The sequence below is a fragment of the Thalassobacter sp. HA4-2 genome (assembly GCF_055693705.1).
In genome coordinates this window covers 2,092,425-2,112,955 of the sequence record NZ_JBVFUK010000001.1, presented here as the reverse complement: position 1 = coordinate 2,112,955, position 20,531 = coordinate 2,092,425, and the positions used below count along the sequence as shown (strand labels likewise).

The 20,531-nt window shown below is 61.5% G+C and carries 11 protein-coding genes, 1 tRNA gene and 2 pseudogenes; 6 read left to right on the top strand and 8 right to left on the bottom strand.

Going from position 1 to position 20,531, the window contains the following annotated elements; all coding sequences use genetic code 11:
• The first annotated feature begins 81 nt into the window (after window positions 1–81).
• The 4 genes from lon to ACZ1G0_RS10570 all read left to right on the top strand — a co-directional run bounded on the left by lon (window position 82) and on the right by ACZ1G0_RS10570 (window position 4,110).
• A complete protein-coding gene (gene lon, locus ACZ1G0_RS10585; RefSeq protein WP_472736906.1) occupies window positions 82–2,478 on the top strand; it encodes an endopeptidase La in 2,397 nt (798 codons plus the stop codon).
• Between the two features lie 200 nt (window positions 2,479–2,678).
• On the top strand, window positions 2,679–3,470 hold the full coding sequence (locus ACZ1G0_RS10580) for a polysaccharide deacetylase family protein (protein WP_472736905.1): 792 nt from the start codon (window positions 2,679–2,681) through the stop codon (window positions 3,468–3,470).
• Window positions 3,471–3,531: 61 nt separating this feature from the next.
• A complete protein-coding gene (locus ACZ1G0_RS10575; protein ID WP_472736904.1) occupies window positions 3,532–3,990 on the top strand; it encodes an HU family DNA-binding protein in 459 nt (152 codons plus the stop codon).
• Between the two features lie 45 nt (window positions 3,991–4,035).
• Window positions 4,036–4,110: transfer RNA gene (locus tag ACZ1G0_RS10570), tRNA-Val, on the top strand.
• Between the two features lie 311 nt (window positions 4,111–4,421).
• Here ACZ1G0_RS10570 and ACZ1G0_RS10565 read toward each other — a convergent pair.
• From ACZ1G0_RS10565 to ACZ1G0_RS10545, 5 genes and pseudogenes are all read right to left on the bottom strand, one after another.
• Window positions 4,422–6,660: pseudogene (locus ACZ1G0_RS10565) on the bottom strand (TRAP transporter permease).
• Between the two features lie 125 nt (window positions 6,661–6,785).
• On the bottom strand, window positions 6,786–7,775 hold the full coding sequence (locus tag ACZ1G0_RS10560) for a TAXI family TRAP transporter solute-binding subunit (protein ID WP_472736903.1): 990 nt from the start codon (window positions 7,773–7,775) through the stop codon (window positions 6,786–6,788).
• A 216-nt stretch (window positions 7,776–7,991) separates the two neighbouring features.
• The gene (locus ACZ1G0_RS10555; RefSeq protein ID WP_472736902.1) at window positions 7,992–8,399 is read right to left on the bottom strand and encodes an AAA-type ATPase lid domain-containing protein; all 408 of its coding nucleotides are present in this window, start codon (window positions 8,397–8,399) and stop codon (window positions 7,992–7,994) included.
• Window positions 8,360–9,340, bottom strand: coding sequence for a sigma-54-dependent transcriptional regulator (locus ACZ1G0_RS10550; protein ID WP_472736901.1), 981 nt, complete (start codon window positions 9,338–9,340; stop codon window positions 8,360–8,362). The genes ACZ1G0_RS10555 and ACZ1G0_RS10550 overlap by 40 nt, the downstream gene beginning before the upstream one ends.
• The gene (locus ACZ1G0_RS10545; RefSeq protein WP_472736900.1) at window positions 9,337–11,115 is read right to left on the bottom strand and encodes a sensor histidine kinase; all 1,779 of its coding nucleotides are present in this window, start codon (window positions 11,113–11,115) and stop codon (window positions 9,337–9,339) included. Before ACZ1G0_RS10545 ends, ACZ1G0_RS10550 begins: the two co-directional genes overlap by 4 nt.
• Before the next feature lie 256 nt (window positions 11,116–11,371).
• Here ACZ1G0_RS10545 and ACZ1G0_RS10540 point away from each other — a divergent pair, with 256 nt between their 5' ends.
• Window positions 11,372–14,827, top strand: a complete 3,456-nt coding sequence (locus ACZ1G0_RS10540; RefSeq protein ID WP_472736899.1) for a Hint domain-containing protein — start codon at window positions 11,372–11,374, stop codon at window positions 14,825–14,827.
• On the opposite strand, the gene bchJ is transcribed toward ACZ1G0_RS10540, so the two are convergent.
• Both bchJ and bchE read right to left on the bottom strand, forming a co-directional pair.
• Window positions 14,824–15,396 carry a bacteriochlorophyll 4-vinyl reductase gene (gene bchJ / locus ACZ1G0_RS10535; RefSeq protein WP_472736898.1) on the bottom strand — a complete coding sequence of 191 codons (573 nt, stop codon included), beginning with the start codon at window positions 15,394–15,396 and terminating at the stop codon, window positions 14,824–14,826. The two genes, ACZ1G0_RS10540 and bchJ, sit on opposite strands and share 4 nt — an antisense overlap.
• Complete coding sequence (bchE, locus tag ACZ1G0_RS10530) at window positions 15,389–17,077, bottom strand: magnesium-protoporphyrin IX monomethyl ester anaerobic oxidative cyclase (protein WP_472736897.1); 1,689 nt, start codon at window positions 17,075–17,077, stop codon at window positions 15,389–15,391. The genes bchJ and bchE overlap by 8 nt, the downstream gene beginning before the upstream one ends.
• A 239-nt stretch (window positions 17,078–17,316) precedes the next feature.
• On the opposite strand from bchE, the gene ACZ1G0_RS10525 reads away from it, so the two are divergent.
• Complete coding sequence (locus ACZ1G0_RS10525; RefSeq protein WP_472736895.1) at window positions 17,317–19,248, top strand: DEAD/DEAH box helicase; 1,932 nt, start codon at window positions 17,317–17,319, stop codon at window positions 19,246–19,248.
• On the opposite strand, the pseudogene ACZ1G0_RS10520 reads toward ACZ1G0_RS10525, so the two are convergent.
• Window positions 19,245–20,266, bottom strand: a pseudogene (locus ACZ1G0_RS10520) (L-idonate 5-dehydrogenase). The gene ACZ1G0_RS10525 and the pseudogene ACZ1G0_RS10520 overlap by 4 nt on opposite strands.
• Between the last annotated feature and the right edge of the window lie 265 nt (window positions 20,267–20,531).

The window sequence follows — 20,531 nt, the reverse complement described above, 5'->3', positions numbered from 1 at the left end:
CAGATGTATAGTCCCTCACCGGGACCGGCCCCGTTGCCGCCAAGCGGGACAGGCCAGTCTGCGAAAAACGAAGGAAACCTGATGCAAAATCCATCCTATCCCGTCCTGCCCCTGCGCGACATCGTGGTGTTTCCCCACATGATCGTGCCGCTGTTCGTGGGACGCGAAAAATCTGTCAAAGCGCTCGAAGATGTCATGCGCGACGACAAGCAGATCCTGCTGGCCAGTCAGATCGACGCCAGTGTGGACGACCCCGAAATTGACGGCATCTACGGCACCGGCGTGCTGGCCAATGTCCTGCAACTGCTGAAACTGCCCGACGGCACCGTGAAGGTTCTGGTCGAGGGGCGGTCGCGGGTGCGGATCGAGGCGTTCATCGACAACCCCGATTTCTTCGAGGCCGAGGCATCGGTGCTGGAAGAAAGCCTTGGCGACGAGACCATCGTGGACGCCATGATGCGGTCCGTGGCCGAAGAGTTCGAACGCTACGCCAAGGTCAAGAAAAACATCCCCGAAGAAGCGCTGACGGCCGTGGCCGACGCCCAGGAACCGGCCAAGATGGCCGACCTTGTGGCCGGGCATCTGGGCATCGAGGTGGGCGAGAAACAGCATCTGCTGGAAACCCTGACCGTGGCGGACCGTCTGGAACAGGTCTACGGCCACATGCAGGGCGAGATGTCCGTGCTCAAGGTCGAGAAAAAGATCAAGACCCGCGTCAAAAGCCAGATGGAGCGGACGCAGCGCGAGTACTATCTGAACGAGCAGATGAAGGCCATTCAGAAGGAACTGGGCGACGGCGAAGACGGCCAGAACGAGATCCAGGAGCTTGAGGACAAGATCGCGGGTGTGAAGCTGTCCAAGGAGGCGTTGGAGAAAGCGCAGGCCGAGGTAAAAAAGCTCAAGAACATGTCCCCCATGTCCGCCGAGGCGACCGTGGTGCGGAACTATCTGGACTGGATGCTGTCTATCCCGTGGAACAAGAAGTCCCGCGTGAAGAAAGACCTGAACGCCGCCCAGGCGGTTCTGGACAAGGATCACTACGGTCTGGACAAGGTCAAGGAACGCATCGTCGAATACCTCGCCGTGCAACAGCGCAGCGCCAAGCTGCGCGGCCCGATCATGTGCCTTGTGGGCCCCCCCGGTGTCGGTAAGACGTCGCTGGGCAAATCCGTGGCCAAGGCCACGGGGCGGGAGTTCATCCGCATTTCGCTGGGCGGCGTGCGCGACGAATCCGAGATCCGGGGCCACCGGCGGACCTACATCGGGTCGATGCCCGGCAAGATCATTCAGGCGTTGAAAAAGGCCAAGACGACGAACCCGCTGATCCTGCTCGATGAAATCGACAAAATGGGGCAGGATTTCCGGGGCGATCCCGCGTCTGCGATGTTGGAGGTGCTGGATCCAGAACAGAACTCCACCTTCGTGGACCACTACCTGGAGGTCGAGTACGACCTGTCCAACGTCATGTTCCTGACCACGGCCAACAGCTATAACATGCCTGGGCCCCTGCTGGACCGGATGGAGATCATCCCGTTGGCTGGCTACACCGAGGACGAAAAGACCGAGATCGCCAAGCAGCACCTTGTGCCTAAGCAGATAAAAAACCACGGCCTGAAAAAGGACGAGTTTGCCTTGGACGAAAGTGCCCTGCGCGAGATGGTCCGCACCTACACCCGCGAGGCGGGCGTGCGGAATCTGGAACGCGAGATCGGCAAGGTCGCCCGCAAGGCAATCACCAAGATCGTCAAGGGCGAGGTGGATGCGGTCAAGGTGGATGCGGACAATCTGGACGACTATCTGGGCGTCAAGAAGTACCGCTACGGTCTGGCTGAGGATGAAAACCAGGTCGGCGTCGTCACGGGCCTTGCCTACACGTCCGTCGGGGGGGATCTGCTGCATATCGAGGCGCTCAAGCTGCCCGGCAAGGGGCGGATGAAGACGACAGGCAAGCTGGGCGATGTGATGAAGGAAAGCATCGATGCGGCCAGCAGCTATGTCCGGTCCATCTCGCCCTCGATCGGGGTCAAACCGCCCGCGTTCGACAAGATGGATATCCACGTCCACGTCCCCGATGGGGCCACGCCCAAGGATGGGCCCAGTGCGGGTCTGGCCATGGTCACCTCCATCGTGTCGGTGTTGACGGGCATCAAGGTGCGTAACGACATCGCAATGACGGGCGAAGTCTCTCTGCGCGGCAACGCCATGCCCATCGGTGGCCTGAAGGAGAAACTCTTGGCCGCCCTTCGCGGGGGCATCAAGACGGTGCTGATCCCGCAGGAAAACGAAAAGGATCTGGCGGATATCCCCGACAACGTGAAGCAGGGGCTGGAAATCATTCCGGTGACCCACGTGTCCGAGGTGTTGAAGTTGGCCCTTGTGGACACACCAGAGCCGGTCGAATGGGACGCCGCGGCCGAGGAGGCCGCAGCCATTGCCCGCGCCAGCGGCGACACTGGCGCCGCCGCCACAGCACACTGACCCATAGGGGCGGGGCCAGCGATGGTCCCGCCCTTTTTCCGTGCCCTTGCGCGGGCTGGTCGCAGTGCATGTGCGCCGCTTGCCCGCCAAGCTGCTTCCCGTGATTTATCCCCTTGGTTCACCCTGACCGCCCACTAAGGGCTGGTCCCCCATCGGCGCGCTGTTTAGGGTCGTGGCGACTCATGCTCTGGGGGAGCTTTATGGAAATTCTATCGCGCAGGCTGGTGCTTGCGGGGCTGGCTAGCACCCTGGCCGCACCGGCCCTTGCCACCACGCCAAACCACGCCGCCGGGCACGTCAGCGGGGCCGTGCCGCGCATCCGCCTGCCCGGGGATATCAACAGCGGCGAGCGGGCGACGATCAGCGCGATCAAAACCGCCAGCCCGGTGGTCGCCATGACCTTCGACGACGGGCCGCATCCCCGTCTGACGCCGATCCTGTTGGATATGCTGCGGGCGCGGGGCTTGCGGGCCACGTTCTATGTGATTGGGGACCGTGTGGTCCGGCACCCCGGCCTTGTGCGCCGGATGATGGACGAGGGGCACGAGGTCGGCAATCATAGCTGGTCCCACCCCTTCCTGTCCAAACTGGGGGAGGGGGAGGTGCGCGCCCAACTCGACAGCACCACGCGCGCCATCTTTAAGGCGACGGGCAAGGCCCCGGTCACCATGCGTCCACCCTACGGCGCACTGACCTCACGCCAGCGGCTGATGGTGCACCAGACCCGCAACCTGCCCACGATCCTGTGGTCCGTTGACCCGCAGGACTGGCGGCGTCCGGGGGCAGGGGTCGTGGCCCAACGTATCCTGCGCGCTGCGCGTCCGGGCGGGATCATCCTGTCCCACGACATCCACCCGGGCACGATCAACGCCATGCCTGCCACGCTGGATGGGCTGGTGGCGCGGGGGCTGGAATGCGTGACCGTGTCCGAAATGCTGGGCTGGCCGCGCTGGCATACACGCAACTTTAGGCTGTCTGCCGTACCGTCCTAGGCAAACACTTTGCGTGTTGGGGCGGGGTTTGGTAGGCTGGAGCGGAGCAGAGGAGCCCAACATGGCAAGCAGAACACTGGCAAAGACCCCGAAAAAGAAACCGATCAAGACTTTGGCCAAATCCACGGTCAAGCCCAAGGTCGTGCAACCCACGTCCGAACCTGTGTCCAAGGCGGTGCAGGACGCATCCCCCGTTACGAAACCCACCGTGATCACACCCGCGGTGCCCGACGGCCCTGACGTCGCGCCGTTGAAAACGCCCGAGCTGATCGCGCAGGTCGCCGCACGCACCGGCATGAAGCGCAAAGAGGCGAAGAATGCCGTCGAGGCGATGATGGGCATCCTGTCCGAAGGCTTTGCCGCAGGCCGCGACGTGCAATCGCCGGAACTGGGTGCCATCAAGATCAAACGCGCAAAACAGACGTCCGGCGGTCAGGTTTTCGTCGCCAAGATCCGCCCTTCAACCCGCCCGCCCTTGCGTGCGGTAGACGGGCCGGAAAACGGGCCAGACGCCGACTAAATCGGTCTTGCATCGGCTGCGCGGGGCCGCTAAACCCCGCGCCAAGGGTGATTAGCTCAGTGGTAGAGCGCTTCGTTCACATCGAAGATGTCAGGAGTTCAAATCTCTTATCACCCACCACTTTTATCTCTTTTTTCGGCTTTAGCCTAAAGCCTCCGCTCTTGGGCTTCGCGGCCTTTTGCGGAACACAGATCTCGCCTTGCATCAGACTTGGGCCTGTCGTGTGGGCCATTTGTGAGATGAATGACGGGCGTCAGTGGTTGTGTGGCGCGGCCCTTGGGGGCGCTGCCATATCAACAATACGCGCGGGCGGTCGGACCGGGAAAAAGGTGCTGTCCAGGGTCTCGGTCTGAGGGCCCGTGGTACCAATACCAAACGCCCGCGCTGTGTATCGTTCACGGCGCGGGCGTTTTCGTTTGTGCAAGTGGGGACTAGCCTTTGGCCAGCGTCCCACCCTTGGTTGCGCGGGCGATCAGGAACAGGGCCAACGCGGCGCCCACGCCAATCATGTCGGAAAGAACACTGCCCTCGATCATGAACAGGGCCACGACGATCAGGGCCACTCGGATCAGGGGTGCGGCGCGGTTGCCGACCCACCAGCCCTGCACCCCGGAGGACAGCAAGAACACCCCAAAAATGGCCGTGATCCCTGCGCGCAGGATTTCGTACCACGCCCCGTCAAACAGGAGCGCACCGTTGTAGAAGAACATGAAGGGCACGATAAAGGCCGAGATGCCAATCTTGAACGACGCCACGGAGGTCGACATGGGGTTCGACCCCGAGATCCCCGCCGCCGCATAGCTGGCCAGCGCCACAGGGGGCGTGATGGCCGACACCACGGCAAAGTAGAACACAAAGAAGTGCGCGGTCAGGGTTGGAATGCCCAGCTGTACAAGGCCCGGGGCCACCACCGATGCGGCCACGGCGTAGGCGGCGGTGGTCGGCATCCCCATGCCCAGCAGGATCGAGATGCACATGGCAAAGAACAGTGCCAGCAGTTGGTTCGCATCCGCGATGTTCAGCAACACCGACGAGAACCGCGCGCCCACCCCTGTCAGGGAAATCACGCCCACGATGATACCCGCACAGGCACAGACCGCGATGATCTGGATCGACATGACGCCCGCCAGCTCAAAGGCTTTGGCGACGGACCGGATTCCCATGCGGTAGGGCGTGAACCAACTGACCACCGCTGCGGAGGCCGTGGCCAGCGTGCCCGCCCGAATGACAGAGTATCCCATGAACAGGGCCGCAATCAGGATGATGATGGGCAGGAACAGGAACACGCGGCGGATCATGTCCTTGAACTTGGGCAGCTCATCTTCGCGCATGCCGCGCATGCCCAGTTTCGCGGCCTCAAAGTCGACCATGAAGTAGATGGAGGTGAAGTACAGGACCGCCGGGATCAGCGCCGCGATGGCAATGTCTTGGTAGGGGATGCCTGTGATCTCTGCCATGATGAAGGCACCGGCCCCCATGATGGGCGGCATGATCTGTCCACCAGTTGACGCCGCAGCCTCGACCGCGCCTGCGGTCTGGGGCTTGTAGCCCACCTTCTTCATCAAGGGGATTGTCAGGGATCCAGTGGCGACCACGTTGCCCGCCGAAGTGCCGTTGATCATGCCCATCAAGCCCGAGGCAAAGATAGACACCTTGGCCGGCCCCCCGCGCCCGACCGGCACAGGCAAAGGCGAAGTTGACGAAATAGTCACCCACCTTGGAGGCCTGAAGGAAGGCCGCAAAGATGATGAACAGGATGATGTAGGTGGAGGACACGGCCGTGGTTGGCCCAAGGATCCCTGCGTCCGTATAGACTTGGCTAAAGAAGCGGTCCCAAGTGATGTTGGGCGCGTTCAGGAAACCCGGCAACAGATCACCCACAAACACATAGACCAGGAAGACGCCTGCGATGATCACAAGGGCAAGGCCCGCGACGCGGCGGGTCAACTCCATGATCAGGGCGGCCCCTGCGACGGCGGCGATGCTCATGCCGATGGGGGCGAATGCGGTGCCCGTGGACGTGCGCATGGCGGTGCCAAAGATGGTGATCAGGTAGGCGGCCACGGCTACGGCACAGACCGACAGCACCAGATCAGCGGGGGCGATGGCCCCTTGCACGCGGGGGCGCAGCCAACTGATGACGATGCCCGCAGTGGTCGCGCCGACAAGAGGCAGACCGTAGTGATAGATTTCATCGGCGCGGATCTCGGGGCTCATCCCGTTCCACATGACCCCGCCAGCAATCTGACTGGCGAAGGAGAACGCGGTATAAAGCGCATAGAGCGCGGGGATCAGAGCGGCATAGGCCGCAAGGTCCAGCGGGTGTTTGCCCCCCTTGTCCGTGTCAGGAAAGGCCCGGGCAGAGTACAGGATGAACCCAAGGATCAGCGCGCCTGCGATGTGCACGATCCGAAAGTTCCATGTCTCCATGGGAAAGACGGGCAGGAAGGGCAGATCCACACCGGTCCAGCCCCGGATCGACCAGCCGTTCAGGGCCGCCATGTGGAAAATCGCGTAGAAGCCTGCAAGGGCTGCGATGGCCAGATAGGCTTTGCCGGTGAAAATACGCTGATTGCTGACGACCGGTTCTTCGTCAACGCCTTCGGCGAGGACGGGGCCATCAAGCTGGTCGCCGGGTTGATCATCGTCGTGTCGTGCTGTGGTGTTCATTGTTTCGCCCTACGTCTTACGGGAAAAACGCTCCCCCAATAGGACCGCTTATCACGTCAGAACCGGCAAAAGGCTGTCGCAAAGTTCCGGGGCAGCAGATCGCCGCCCCGGAGCATCAGGTCAGATCAGTTGCCAAAAATCTGATCGGCAGGGATGTCTGCGCCTGCGTTCTCAATGAACCATTCGGCCGCACCGGGGTGCCATGGCAGAACACCGGCGTTTTTGTCCCAGTTTTCGGGCAGGGTGGAACGGGCGGCGCGGTGGATGTTCACCATACGCTCGTTGTCGGACATGACCACGTCCACAGCGGCCTTTACGAAGGAGGCGGGCAGATCACAGTTTGCAATCGCAAAGTTCCACATGGACACGGAACGCGCGGGCGCGGTCAGCGTGGTGTAGGCGTCAGCGCTGATCTCGAAGGCGGCCACGGGGAAGGCGGCCTGAATGGTCGCTTGCTCTTCTTCGGTGAACTCGATGATGTTCACATCCGTTTGCACTTCCAGCTGGCTGACGGCGGGCACGGGCACACCGGCGGCGAAGGCGATCACGTCCAGCAGACCGTCTTGCAGCTGGCCACCAAGGTCGGACCAACCGCCGTTGCGGCGTTCAAAGTTCACGCCCAGCTCTTCCATCATACGAGGGAAGTAGGTGTCAGAAGTTGAGCCTGCGGGACCAAAACCGATGCGCGCCCCATCAGGGATATCCGAGATGGATGCGATGCCGGACGAGGCCAGCGCCGTGACCGAGAACGGTGTCTGGTACATGGGGAACATCGCGCAGGCGTTGTCCATTTGCAGGCCCGGTGCAATCGGGTTGGTGCCCGCGCGGGATTCTGCTGCGGGGCCCATTGTGGTCATGCCGAACTGGGCGTCGCCGGTGTGAACCAGCGCCATGTTCTGCATCGGCCCGCCGGTGACTTCGCCGCCGCCGGTCACGCCCAGCTCTTCGGCCACAAGGTTGGCCCAGCCTGCGCCATAGGCAAAGTAGGTGCCGCCTTGGGATGCTGTGCCCACGGTAAAGCTTTCGGGCCAGCCGGTGCGGTCCTGATGGCCGTCAGCAAAAGCAGCCGTAGCCGTCAGGGCTGTCGTCGCAAGAATTGCGGTAATCGTTTTCATTATGTTTCCTCCACATATGTGCCCACCACTCCCCGATGGGCTTTAATCAGGTGCTATGCGCGCCGTGATCCGGGGCCATAGACATCCGTGCCCGCGATAAAACGCAACAGGACGAGCGCGGTGATAGCGATAACAGTTTCAAAAAGCTCGGCGCGATGGGTGGCTTTGGGGGCAAACGGTGCTCTGCGTGTGTGGAATTGGGGACACCGGGCGATCTCAATCCCGTTCCACCCTGTCATCGGCGAGGTCTTGTCGGCTGATCCCGTGCTTCTGCATTTTCTCGTAGAGCGATTTGCGCGACAGGCCGAGGGTTTCATAGGTCGCTTTCAGCTGCCCGCCGTTGGCTGTCAGAGCGGCCACGATCAAGGATTTTTCGTGTGCGGCCATCGCTTGCGCCAACGACTGCTCTGCCGCGGGTTCGCCCGACGGAGGCACGGCCCCCAGACCCAGAACGAACCGGTCCGCCGCATTACGCAACTCGCGCACGTTGCCAGGCCACGACCGCATGCCGAGTTGGGTCAGAACCTGCGGCGGTACATCGGGCAGGGGTTTTGAGTAGCGCGCACTGGCCTGTGCCACGAGGTTCAGAAACAGCGATGCGATATCTTCACGACGCGCATCCAAGGGGGGACGTCGATCGTGATGACATTCAGGCGATACAACAGATCGGCGCGAAAGCGACCTTCGGCCACCGCGTCTGTGAGGTCGGTTTTGGCCGCAGCCAGAATGCGGATATCCAGATCCACCGGGTCGTTGGAGCCCAGTCGTGTGATCTGTCGGTTCTGAATGGCCTGCAACAGTTTGGCCTGAACCTCGACGGACAAACAGTCGACCTCGTCCAGAAACACGGTGCCTTGGCGGGCGTGTTCAAACTTGCCGAAACGGGGGCGCATGGCACCGGCGAAGGCGCCCGCCTCGTGACCGAACAATTCTGTCTCGACCAAATCCACGGGCAGGGCAGCACAATTGATATGCACAAACGGGTGCTGGCTGCGTTCGGACATATCATGCAAGGCGCGGGCGGTCAGGTCTTTGCCCGCCCCGGTTGGCCCGCAAATCAACACATCGGCATCCGTTGCAGCAATGGTGCGGATAGCCTTGCGCAGGGCGACCATGGGGGCAGAGCGTCCGATCAAACGGGCCTCGACCCGGTCATTGCCGCCCACGTCCCGTTTCAACGCGCGATTTTCAATCGTCAGGCGGCGCTTTTCCAGTGCGTGTTCCACGGTGCTCACCAAACGCGCCGGAGCAAAGGGTTTCTCGACGAAATCATAGGCACCTTGGCGCATGGTCTGAACCGCCAGTTCCACGTCCCCGTGGCCTGTGACAAGGATCACCGGAAAGGCTGGGTCAATCTCCAAGACCGCGCGCAGCAACCACAGGCCGTCTTTGCCGGGCATACGGATATCGGTGACAAGGACGCCCGGAAAGCTGCGACTGATGCGGGCCAGCGCATCTTCGGCGTTGGCAAAGGTCTCGACGGGGATGTCGGCCAACTCAAAGGTCTGGGCCCCGGCGGCGCGCAGCTCTTCTTCATCATCTACGAAAAACACGGTTTGGGTCATTGGGCCGGGATCTTCTCTGCAACCGCTGGCATCAAGTCTACACAAAACACGGCGCCTCCGTCCGGGTGGGTCCGGCCCGTTATCTTACCGCCGAAGTCCGACACGATGTTATAGGAAATCGCAAGGCCCAGCCCCAACCCTTTGCCCGTGATCTTCGTGGTTACAAACGGATCAAACAGCTGATCACGGACGGTGTCGTCAATGCCCGGGCCATGGTCGCGTACGGTGATGCGGGTATCAGACACAAAGATGTCGACGACCGGGTTAACCTGCCCTTCCATGGCATCAAGGGCGTTGTTGATCAGGTTCACTACGACCTGTTGCAGACGGACCTGCCCGCCCATGACCCACACGTCCGCATCGGGTGGGGTGTAGTTGATCAGACCGCCCTCTGCCTCTAGGCGCAAGCTAATCACACCAAGGCTGTCCCGGATTACGCCATCCAAAGACACCGGACCGATCGCTTGTTGCGGGCGTCTGGCAAAGTTACGCAAATGCGCCGAGATGGACGCCATCCTATCGGCCATCTTGGAAATACGGCTCAGGTTGCCGTCCGCGCCGTCCAAATCCCCGCGCCTGACAAATGCCCTTGCGTTATCCGCATAGGTTTTGACCGCGGACAGGGGTTGGTTCAACTCGTGCGACAAGGCTGCGGACATCTGGCCAAGGCCCGCCATTTTGCCCGCCTGCACCAAATCGGCCTGGGTTCGTTTCAATTCGCGTACGGCGTGCTGCAGGTCCGCGGTCCGTTCTGCCACGGCATTCTCCAGCGCGCGTTTGGATTTTTCTTGCTGTTCTGCCTTTTCCACCTGACGCACCCGCGCCAAGAGAAGGGCAAACAGCCCCGCCAGGATCAACAAGGCGCTGAGGGCCGCAATCAACAGAGCGCGCAGGGCGTTCGCGGTCGCCGGAGTTGTGGGCGACAGCGAGGCGATGGTCCATCCATGTTCGGGCAAATCCAAGGCGACCATCACAAATGAACCTGCGTCGCTGCCGTCCACAGCCAGAACGCTGGCCGTGTCGGTCAGGGCGCGGGTTGTGATGGGCAAAAGGTCGATGCGGTCGATGGGATACTGCAGGTTCTGTGCAATAACTTGGCGCGTCGCCTCGCTGAGCGGGCGCATGGCGCGAAAGTGCCAATCGGGGTTGGACGACATCAGGATGAAGTCGTTTTGGTCGAACACCACAAACTCATTGTCCGCCCCACGCCAGACACTCTCGAAGGCGTCCACTTGGAACTTGACCGCCAACACGCCGACAAGGCGCGTGCCATCCTCGACCGGTGCACCGTAGTAATAGCCCTGCTCGCCCGTGGTCGTGCCATAGATCTGAAAGCTGGAGGGGTCCCCATTTACAGCCTGTTCGAAGTAGGTCGTGTAGTTGAAATTGCGGCCCAGAAAGCTGCCCTGTTCATCCTTGGCAGAGGTGGCGATGGTCTGGCCTGTGATATCCATCAAGAACACTTGCGAGGCCCCGACCGCCGTTGCCGTCTGCCGCAGGTCGTCGTTCACGCGGTCCAGCACGCGGGCATCAGCCGCGCCCGCAAGCGCCTCGATCAATTGGGGCCGTTCCGCGATCAAGGCGGGCAGAGGGGCGAAGCGTCCCAAGGCGGCGCGCAAGCTTTCGGCGGCCAGTTTCAACGCGATGGTGTCCTGCGCGGCCTGCCGGGTTTGGTAGTGTCGTTCCAGCGGCGCAAACAGCAGTGCACCCGCCACAAGGCACAGTCCCCCCAAGGTGGTGACAAACAGCGATACAGACCGACGGGGCGTCAACATGGGCTAGGTATGGGCCATTGCAGAACGTGGTCGCAAGGTAAACCTGCATCGCTGCACCTGTCGTCATAGGTCATTCGCAGGCCCGCACGACCCCGTAGAGCTACGTTCAAATGCGGCGCCAATACGGCTGCTGGGAATTGTGTGCCCTAGCTTTCGTAACAAGCCGCCCATCTTTTTGCCGCAAAGACCTGCCATTTGGCGGGCACACGTTGGCGCGGTGACGGAATCGCATCCAGACAGCGAAAAGGAGTGTGAAATGGTCAATCTTGACGGCAACCAGGTCAGTTTTTGGCAAACAGCCCCCGCGATCTCTGTTGGCAGCACCTTCACCTACAAGGGCGCTACTGATGCTTCGGGCGGGGTGATTGATCCTGCGACAACACTGCAAACCTCAGAAAGTATGGCGGGCCAAATCAACGTCGGTGATGCCTTTACCTATGATGGTACCACTGGCTTATTGGTCCAAAGCATTACGGAATACACAGTCGATTTGACCTATGACAACGGTGCAAAATCTGTGACCGGCGTGCCCATAGGGATCGTTGTTCTGAGCGATGGATTGAACACATACACCGTCGGCTTTTTCACAGACCAAGCCATTCAGGACTCAACCCCAGCCATACCCGGCGCACCCCAATATGCGAATGTCACGGCAATCACTTTTACTGGTGCCACAGGCAATGGTCCACTGACCCATTCAGATTTTGCCAAAACGACACCGGGCCTCGATACGACACCGCCGCCTGATGGCGTCGTCGACGGCGAGGATACGGGCGAGGTGATGGCCCCTGATTACAACGACACGCTTGGTGCCACAGACGACGGTGGTGACATTATTGACGGGCCGGACGGCGTGGACGACGTGATCCACGGCAATGGCGGTGATGACCACATTAGTGCAGGCCTTGGCAATGACACTGTGCTTGGCGGTGAAGGGGCCGATACCGTCGATGGTGGTGCTGGCGATGACGTCATATTCGGTGATGCTGGCGTCCCTGTCGGCGCGCCTGAGTATAGCTTGCGCATCTACGGCGAACTGGGGGTCGAGCAGATCGGCTACGAATACAACGGCATCGGCGACTATGATGGCGATGGTCTTGACGACTTTATGGCTACAGGTCGGTCCGGTGTGGCATACATCATTTCGGCCAAGGACGTGCAGCCCGCCGATTGGGATGACGGCCTTGTGGACGGCGGGGTTCGGGCACAACACCTCCTGACCCAAACCAACTCGGGCAGCTACAAGATCGACATGGGCCAGATCGGGGCCAGTGATGTGCGTGCTGTGACCTTGGGCGACATCGACGGCGACGGTATTCAAGACTACTATTTCGCCCAAAGCGATTTTTCGGAATCCGAGGCTTATATCCTATCCGGTGCGCAGCTAGAGGCTGCGGATATGGCGGATGGCACCGATGACAATCGTATCGACGCCGACAACATTGCGAGCCTTGCCAATTCCTACGAATTCCTGATCCCCGACCAAGGCGCTGAATTTGCCTCGTCTGTCGCAGAGCCTATTGATTTCAACGGCGATGGCCTGAATGACATCTTGATCGGGTCTCTGCGAGAAGAATTTGGGGACACTCAAGTTGTTGCGGGCCGGGTGCTGGCTTTGGCCAGCAGCGACCTTGCCGCCCTCGATGCTGCAGACGGCGCGGTGGATGGCCAGATCAACGCAGACCTGATCAAGGATCAAACCGACAGCTACGAGCTGCGCGATGGCAATCGGACCGCCACGGGTAACCAAGTTGAAAATGTCGGGGATTTCGACGGCGATGGTATTGACGATTTCGCCTATACATCGAACGCGGGCAACTCTCAGGTCACGTTTGTCTCCTCTGCCGAATTGGCGGCGGCGGACGCAGACGGGGATGGGATCATCCTTGGCGGTCAGATTGCTGCGCAGGCCAACAGCTTTCAGTTTCGGGGCGTCAGCACGGGTGGGTCAAACGATACCTTCCTGGGGTCCTTGGATATTGATGCCACCGCAGATCACACTGGCAACAGAACGCTTGATTTTCTGATCTCCTCCAGCGGGACCGATGCGAGCGGGTCCGTGTTTTCGCAGATTGGTCAGGTTTTCATTATCGATTCTACCGATGTTGCGGCCATGGACGCCGCTGATGGCACGATTGGAAATGCCATCGTTCTGGGCGACAACACCGTGCTTGGCCCCAATTCGTACAAGATCACAGGGACCGCTGCAGACCGCATTTTTGGCGAGTCTCGGTTTGTGGAGGATACGGACGGTGATGGGATTGAGGATGTCTTTCTTGCCTCTGGCGGTGGCGGTGAAGGGCACGAATACTATCTGCTGTCGTCGCAAGACTTGGCCGCCGCTGACGCCGCGGACGGTTCGGTGGACGGCAACATCATCTCGTCCAACATCGCGGCACAGGCGAATTCCTATCGAATTATCGACAAAAGCGACTTTTCCAATTCTGGCGCGAATGTTGGTGACTTTGACGGCGACGGTCTGGCTGATCTGGCGTTCAGCAATAACACCGCCCTTGATCCGTTGGGCGACATACAAACCGGTGAATTGACGCTTCTGCGTAACATCGACTTTGACGCGCTAGACGCTGCTGATGGCGCGTTCGATGGCACCATTGACCTTGATCAGATCAATGATCTGAGCACAGTGACCGGCACACCCATTGCGGGCAAAGACGTTCTGTCTGGTGGCGCCGGGGCAGATCAGATTTTCGGTGAAGGTGGGGACGATACGATCAATGGCGGCACCGAGGCGGACACGTTGGACGGTGGTGCTGGCGATGACGCGTTGTTCGGTGATGCTGGTTCTGATCAGATTTCGGGAGGGCTTGGGCAAGACACCATGACTGGCGGCGCGGGCAGCGATGTCATGGACGGTGGGGCGGATGCCGATCTATTCCTGATCAATGGGCTAAGTGAGGGCTATGGCGACTTGATCTACGGGGGCGGCGACGGCTCGGCCTCGGATCAAGATACGCTGGACCTGACCGGCTCTGCCACGCCGGGTGGTGGGTTGTCGATTGATACGGTTGTCGATGCAGATGGCAATGGGTTCGACGGCACCGTGACATGGACCAACGCGGCCGGTGACACGCTTGGCACACTTGCCTTTGAAAACATCGAAAGCTTTGTGCCATGCTTTACGCGTGGGGCCATGATCACCACGATCAAAGGGCCCGTTGCGATCGAGGACCTGAGCGAAGGTGATCTGATACTGACCCGTGACAACGGCTTTCAGCCCATCCGTTGGATTGGGTCGCGTGCTGTCGTCGGGCAGGGGGCGCTGGCCCCGATCGCCATCGCGGCGGGCACCTTCGGGAATGACCGTGACCTGACCGTCTCGCCGCAGCACAGGATGCTGTTGACCGGGTGGCAAGCGGAGATGTTGACCGCAGAAACCGAGGTTCTGGCAGCCGCAAAAATGCTGATCAATGATACCACGATCCGTCGTGTGCCCTGCGCGCAGGTTGAGTATTTCCACATGATGTTTGACCATCACGAGATCGTTCTGGCCGACGGCGCATTCAGCGAGAGCTTTCACCCCGGTGACATGGCCCTTGCGGGATTGGCGGAAGAGGCGCGCGAAGAAGTGCTGACGCTGTTCCCTGAACTGCGAACCAAAGGTGCTGCAAGCTATGGCCCGACAGCGCGCAGCACGCTCAAGGCCTATGAAGCCGCTTTGTGGCAAATGGGCCCGGGCCGGTGTGCGGTTTAGGCACGTACCTCGAACGTGCAGGCCTTTGCCCCTTGGCCGCAACAGCTCAATTCGTTGGCGCGGTACGTGCGGCCCAAAAGTTGGCTGAACAACTGCGCGAAAACCGCCGCGTGCCAGTGGCATTGCTTGACCCCCGGGCGCGCGGGATCAATCAGGGGGTTGTCGTGGATGTGAAACTGCCATGCGCCGCGCTTGTGCGTGGCCGTGACCGAGCCGGAGCCGCAGAATGTCCACGCATGTTTCAGGATCGCGCGGGTCAGGGCGCGTTCGGCCAGCGCGCGGGGCATCCAGCGCAGAGCCAGACGTGCGGGCGCGGGGATGCGATGGGCGACGATGTATTCCGCCGTGCCCTTGCCCGCGTCCCGGCTGACCTGACGGGCCGCGCCGGGATGGTCGTGCCACAGGGCGCTGTGCACGGCGGCGACCTGTCCTTGGGGGATCATCTCCTCTCCGCTGGGCAGGTCGATCCGGGTGCGGGCCAAAATGGCGGCCAGCGCGCCTGCGCCTAAATGCCGATCCATGGGCTGTTGCAACTGCAGGATCGCATTGGGCCCGACGGTGCTAGACATCTTCCATCTGCTCCGTCCCGCCGCCGCAGGCCTTGACCGACATGCGCCGGTCCGCCTTCACTTCGGCCGCGTTGGGCATTTTGAAATCAGCGCGCCGCTCGATCCCGCGTTCCTTCATCTGCGCCTTCACGGCCTCGCGGCGTTCGGCGGCGCGGGCGGCCTTGTCGGCGCTGGCTTCCCAATCCTCCATCTGGGCCTCGGCGATGGTGCGGGTCTCGTCAAAGTGGAAATCCACCTTGCCCTTGGTCTGCGGCCCCCAATACCCGGCCTTGCCAAGGTCATAAAAGGTACGCCCGACGCCTGCCTTCAGAAAGGCCTTCAGGCAGCCCAGCAGATAATTGCGCCGGTATCCAGTCCCGCGCCAAGGGTAATGGAACAGCGCCTTGCGCATGTAGAAGCGGCGGTAATTCTTCATCACCCCGTCCAGCAGTTCCCCGCGCGTCAGGGCCGCAGGTTTCATGATTGGTGTCACAAAGTTGTACTTGCTGAAGTCGAACACCTCGACCTGATCCTTGAGGTCCTGGAACAACGGCGTAAAGGGCCAGGGGGTGTACATGGACCAGTTTGCCAAGTCAGGCTGCCAGTCCCAGGCCATCTGGAAGGTCTCCTCCAGCGTCTCGGCGGTCTCGTTGTCCAGCCCGACGATAAACTGTGCCTCGGTAAAGATGTCGGCCTCGCGCAGCAGGCGGATCGCCTCTTTGTTCTCTTCGACCTTGGTTTCCTTGTTGAACATATCCAGCTTCAGCTGGGCCGCCGCCTCTGTGCCCAAGGATACGTGAACCAGCCCGGCCTTGCGGTAGAACTTCAACAGGTCCTTGTCGCGGTAGATGTCGGTGACGCGGGTGTTGATGCCCCACTGGATCTTGTCCGGCAGGCCCCGGTCGATCAGCTCCTGACAGAACTGGACGAATTTCTTTTTGTTGATCGTGGGTTCCTCGTCCGCAAGGATGAAGAAGCCGACCCCGTGGTCGTTCACCAGACGCTCGATCTCGTCCACCACCTTGATCGGGTTGCGCACCCTGTAGTCGCGCCAGAACTTCCATTGCGAACAGAACGAACAGGTGAACGGACAGCCGCGCGCAAGGTTCGGGATCGCCACCTTTTTGTTCAGGGGGATGTAGATGTACTTGTCCCATTCCAGCAGGGACCAGTCGGGGTCGATGCCGTCCAGATCCTTGACCGTGCTGGCCGCGGGGGTGGCGATGATCTGATCGCCGTCCTTAAAGGCCAACCCCTTGATGGTGCCACGATCCGCGTCATAGCGCCCCTCGGCCACGGACTGGGCCAGGTTGACCATGATCTCTTCGCCCTCGCCGCGCACGATGACGTCGACATGGGGCGCCTCGGACAGAACCTGTTTGTACATGAAGGTTGCGTGGACCCCGCCCAGCACGCGTAGGGCGTTTGGCACGACCTCTTGCGCGATTTCAAGGGCGCGTTCGGCCATGTAGATCGACGGGGTGATGGCGGTGCAGCCCACAAGGTCCGGTTGCAACGCGCGCAGCTTGTCGGCCACGGTGTCGTCGTCGAAATGGTTGGTCATGGCGTCGATGAAATGCACATCATCAAAGCCCGCCCGTTTCAGGGAGCCTGCGAGATACGCCACCCATGCCGGGGGCCAGTTGCCCGCGATTTCCGCGCCGCCAGAGTGATAGTTCGGGTGAATAAATACGATTCGCATCTGAGGGGCCTCGCTTGCAGGTGTAACAACAAATTGACACATTTTATCATTGTTGAGGTTGACACAGATCAAGCCGCGCGCAGAACGCGGCCCCAATCGTCGCAGACCGGGCAGGGGGCCTGTACTTTTCCCGCGCAAGGCCCTATGCCTGCTCTGTGTTCGCGCGCCGTGGCGGACACCGGGCATCCGGCCCTGTCGAAAGACCTCAAGTGCGGCCAAGATCTGAAGAAGCCCATACTGTGAAAAAGACTCTGCAAGCTGCGCTGGATGCGCGCGGCTACGACACACTGACCCCCGTCCAAACCACCGTCATGTCCCCCGAATACATCGGCGCGGACCTGCTGGTCTCGGCCCAGACGGGGTCGGGCAAGACGCTCGGTTTCGGTCTGGCCATCGCGCCGACCCTGCTGGGCGAGGCGGACATCTTCGATCAAGCCGCCGCACCCTTGGGCCTTGTCATCGCGCCCACGCGCGAGCTGGCATTGCAGGTCAAGCGCGAGTTGGCGTGGCTCTACGAAAAGGCGGGCGCGCAGCTGGCCTCGACCGTGGGGGGCATGGACATGCGCGACGAACGCCGCGCCCTGTCGCGCGGTGCGCACATTGTCGTCGCCACCCCCGGCCGCCTGAAGGACCATATCCTGCGCGGGTCCATCGACCTGACCAACCTGCGCGCCGTGGTGCTGGACGAAGCGGACGAGATGCTGGATCTGGGTTTCCGCGAAGACCTTGAGTTCATCCTGGGCGAGACGCCCGAGGATCGCCAGACCCTGCTGTTTTCGGCCACCGTGCCCCAGCCCATCGTGCGGCTGGCCCAAAGCTATCAGCGCGACGCGATCCGGGTCGAGACAAAGTCCGAGGCGAAGCAGCACGCCGACATCAGCTATCTGGCCCTGGAGGTCGGGGAACGTGACGTGGAGAACGCGGTGATCAACACCCTGCGCTACCATGAGGCACCCAACGCGATTGTCTTCGCCAACACGCGGGCCACCGTGAACCGTCTGACGACACGGCTGTCGAACCGGGGCTTCAAGGTCGTGGCCCTGTCCGGGGAGCTGTCGCAGACCGAACGCACCCACGCCCTGCAAGCCATGCGCGACGGGCGGGCCTCGGTCTGTGTGGCCACGGATGTGGCGGCGCGCGGCATCGACCTGCCCAACCTCGATCTTGTGGTCCACGCCGAATTGCCCAGCAGCCACGAGACCTTGCTGCACCGGTCGGGCCGCACGGGCCGGGCCGGACGCAAGGGGGCCAGCGCCCTGATCGTCACGCGCAAATCCCGCAAAAAAGCCGAGCGCATCCTGAAAATGGCCAAGGTGACGGCGGAATGGGGCGCGGCCCCCTCGGCGGACGCTGTGCGCGGCAAGGATATGGACCGCATCTTTGCCGATCCCGCATGGGCAGAACCTGCCCCCGAGACCGAGGCCGACACCATCGCCAAGATGGTCGAAACCTTCAGCCCCGAACAACTGGCCGCCGCCTACCTGCGCCTGTTCCACGCCAGCCACACTGCCCCCGAAGAGCTGTCGTCGGTGGACACCAAACCCACCCCGCGCCCCGAGTTTGGCCCCAGCACGTGGTTCAAACTGTCCATCGGGCGCAAGGACAACGCGGACCCGCGCCGTCTGTTGCCGATGATCTGCAAGAAGGGTGACCTGACCCGCGATGATGTGGGCGCGATCCGCATCTTCCCCGACCATACCTTCGTTCAGATTGCCGAAGGCCCGGACACCAAGTTCATGGCTGCCGTGGGCAACGGCCCGGTCGAAGATGACGTTTACGCCGAACAACTGGCCGAGGCGCCGAACCTGTCCCAAGGCAAATTTGGCGGCAAGCCGGGCGGAAAACCCGGTGGCAAACCGGGCTACAAACCCAAGTTTGACGGCAAACCGGGGGACAAGTTCGAGGGCAAGCCTAAGCGCAAACCGCAGCCTGGTGTCAGCGCCTACAAGGGCAAACCCGAAGGCGAGGGCGTACCCAAAGGCGAGGGCAAGCCAAAGGGCAAAGCCCCCGGAAAACCGCACGCCAAACCTAAGGCCGACGGCAAGCCGTTCCACCGCGGCAAAGTTCCCAAGCCCGATGGCCCCAAGGGTCCACCGCCGCCCAAGGGCAAGTCCAACAGCAAGAAGAACAAGGCCCGCATCGACGCCAAAAAGCGGTCCAAGTCGGACTAGAACGCGATCTGGGCCTTGATGGCTTGGGTTCGGTCTGATGCCATCTCAAAGGCGGCGATGGCTTGGTCCAGCGGAAATGTATGTGTGATCAAGGGCGCCACATCGAGGTGCCCTTTGCGCATCATGTCCACGGCGGTGAAGAATTCCGCGTGAAAGCGGAAAGACCCGCGCAGCTCCAGCTCTTTGGCGGTCATGGCTTGCAGGGGCAGGGTCATGTCTCCGCCCAAGCCCAGCTGCAGAATGATCCCGCCCGGGCGCATCGCGGGCACCGCCGCCGCCAGCGCCGCCGCCACGCCGGAACACTCGAACAACACGTCGAAGGTGCCCTTGTCGGCGGCATAGGGATCCAAGGTCTCGGATGTCATGTCGTGGGTTGCATCTGCGCCCACCTCAGCCGCCTTGGCCAAGGTGAAGGGCGCGATATCTGTGACCACGATCTGCGCAGCTCCTGCCGCGCGGGCCACGATCACTGCCAATTGTCCGATGGGTCCGCAGCCTGTGACCAGCACGCGGCGTCCCATCAAATCCCCCGCGCGTCTGGCGGCGTGCAGCACCACGGCCAAGGGTTCTGCCATGGCCGCTTCGCCCAAGGACAACCCGTCCGCATCGGCGCACTGGCGCGGATCGGCCGTAATGAACTGCGAAAACGCGCCTTGGATATGGGGGAAGGGCATGGCAGAGCCGTAGAACCGCATATCCAGGCAATGATTGTGCGCGCCCTCATGGCAGAACGCGCAGGCATAACAAGGTCGGGAGGGGAGACCGCGACGCGCTGGCCCACCGTCAGCCCGCGCACCTCGGCCCCCAAGGCGACCACCTGACCGGCGACCTCGTGCCCCAGTGTCATCGGCTCGCGCAAACGGACCGTCCCAAAGCCGCCATGGTTGTAGTAGTGCAAGTCAGATCCGCAAATGCCCCCACGCTCGATCCCGATCAGCACCTCATGGGGCAAAGGTTCCGGCGCGGGACGGTCCTCAACGCGCAGGTCCCTTGCGGCATGTGCAACGATTGTCTTCATCTGTGTTCCTTTGCGGCACGGCGCAAGATGCGCAGAAAAAGGCTGCCACACCGAGTCCCGCGACGCCAGTCTAGCGTGATGCGGGCATGCACGCGGGCACCGGGATCATTGATGAAGCACATGGACACTGGCAATAGCCATACACGTCTTCAATCAACGTCATGACATGTGGGGTAGGGATGTGGGTGGCGGAGACGAAGGGAATGCCTCCGGTTTCCATCTGTTTAAACGATACCAGTGGGTTAGCAGAGGCCTTGCCAGAGGT

What these genes read in the sequence shown, in the direction of transcription:
- lon (WP_472736906.1), top strand. Translation starts at nt 82, where the DNA reads ATGCAAAATCCATCCTATCCCGTCCTGCCCCTGCGCGACATCGTGGTG.
- ACZ1G0_RS10580 (WP_472736905.1), top strand. Translation starts at nt 2,679, where the DNA reads ATGGAAATTCTATCGCGCAGGCTGGTGCTTGCGGGGCTGGCTAGCACC.
- ACZ1G0_RS10575 (WP_472736904.1), top strand. Translation starts at nt 3,532, where the DNA reads ATGGCAAGCAGAACACTGGCAAAGACCCCGAAAAAGAAACCGATCAAG.
- ACZ1G0_RS10560 (WP_472736903.1), bottom strand. Translation starts at nt 7,775, where the DNA reads ATGAAAACGATTACCGCAATTCTTGCGACGACAGCCCTGACGGCTACG.
- ACZ1G0_RS10550 (WP_472736901.1), bottom strand. Translation starts at nt 9,340, where the DNA reads ATGACCCAAACCGTGTTTTTCGTAGATGATGAAGAAGAGCTGCGCGCC.
- ACZ1G0_RS10545 (WP_472736900.1), bottom strand. Translation starts at nt 11,115, where the DNA reads ATGTTGACGCCCCGTCGGTCTGTATCGCTGTTTGTCACCACCTTGGGG.
- ACZ1G0_RS10540 (WP_472736899.1), top strand. Translation starts at nt 11,372, where the DNA reads ATGGTCAATCTTGACGGCAACCAGGTCAGTTTTTGGCAAACAGCCCCC.
- bchJ (WP_472736898.1), bottom strand. Translation starts at nt 15,396, where the DNA reads ATGTCTAGCACCGTCGGGCCCAATGCGATCCTGCAGTTGCAACAGCCC.
- bchE (WP_472736897.1), bottom strand. Translation starts at nt 17,077, where the DNA reads ATGCGAATCGTATTTATTCACCCGAACTATCACTCTGGCGGCGCGGAA.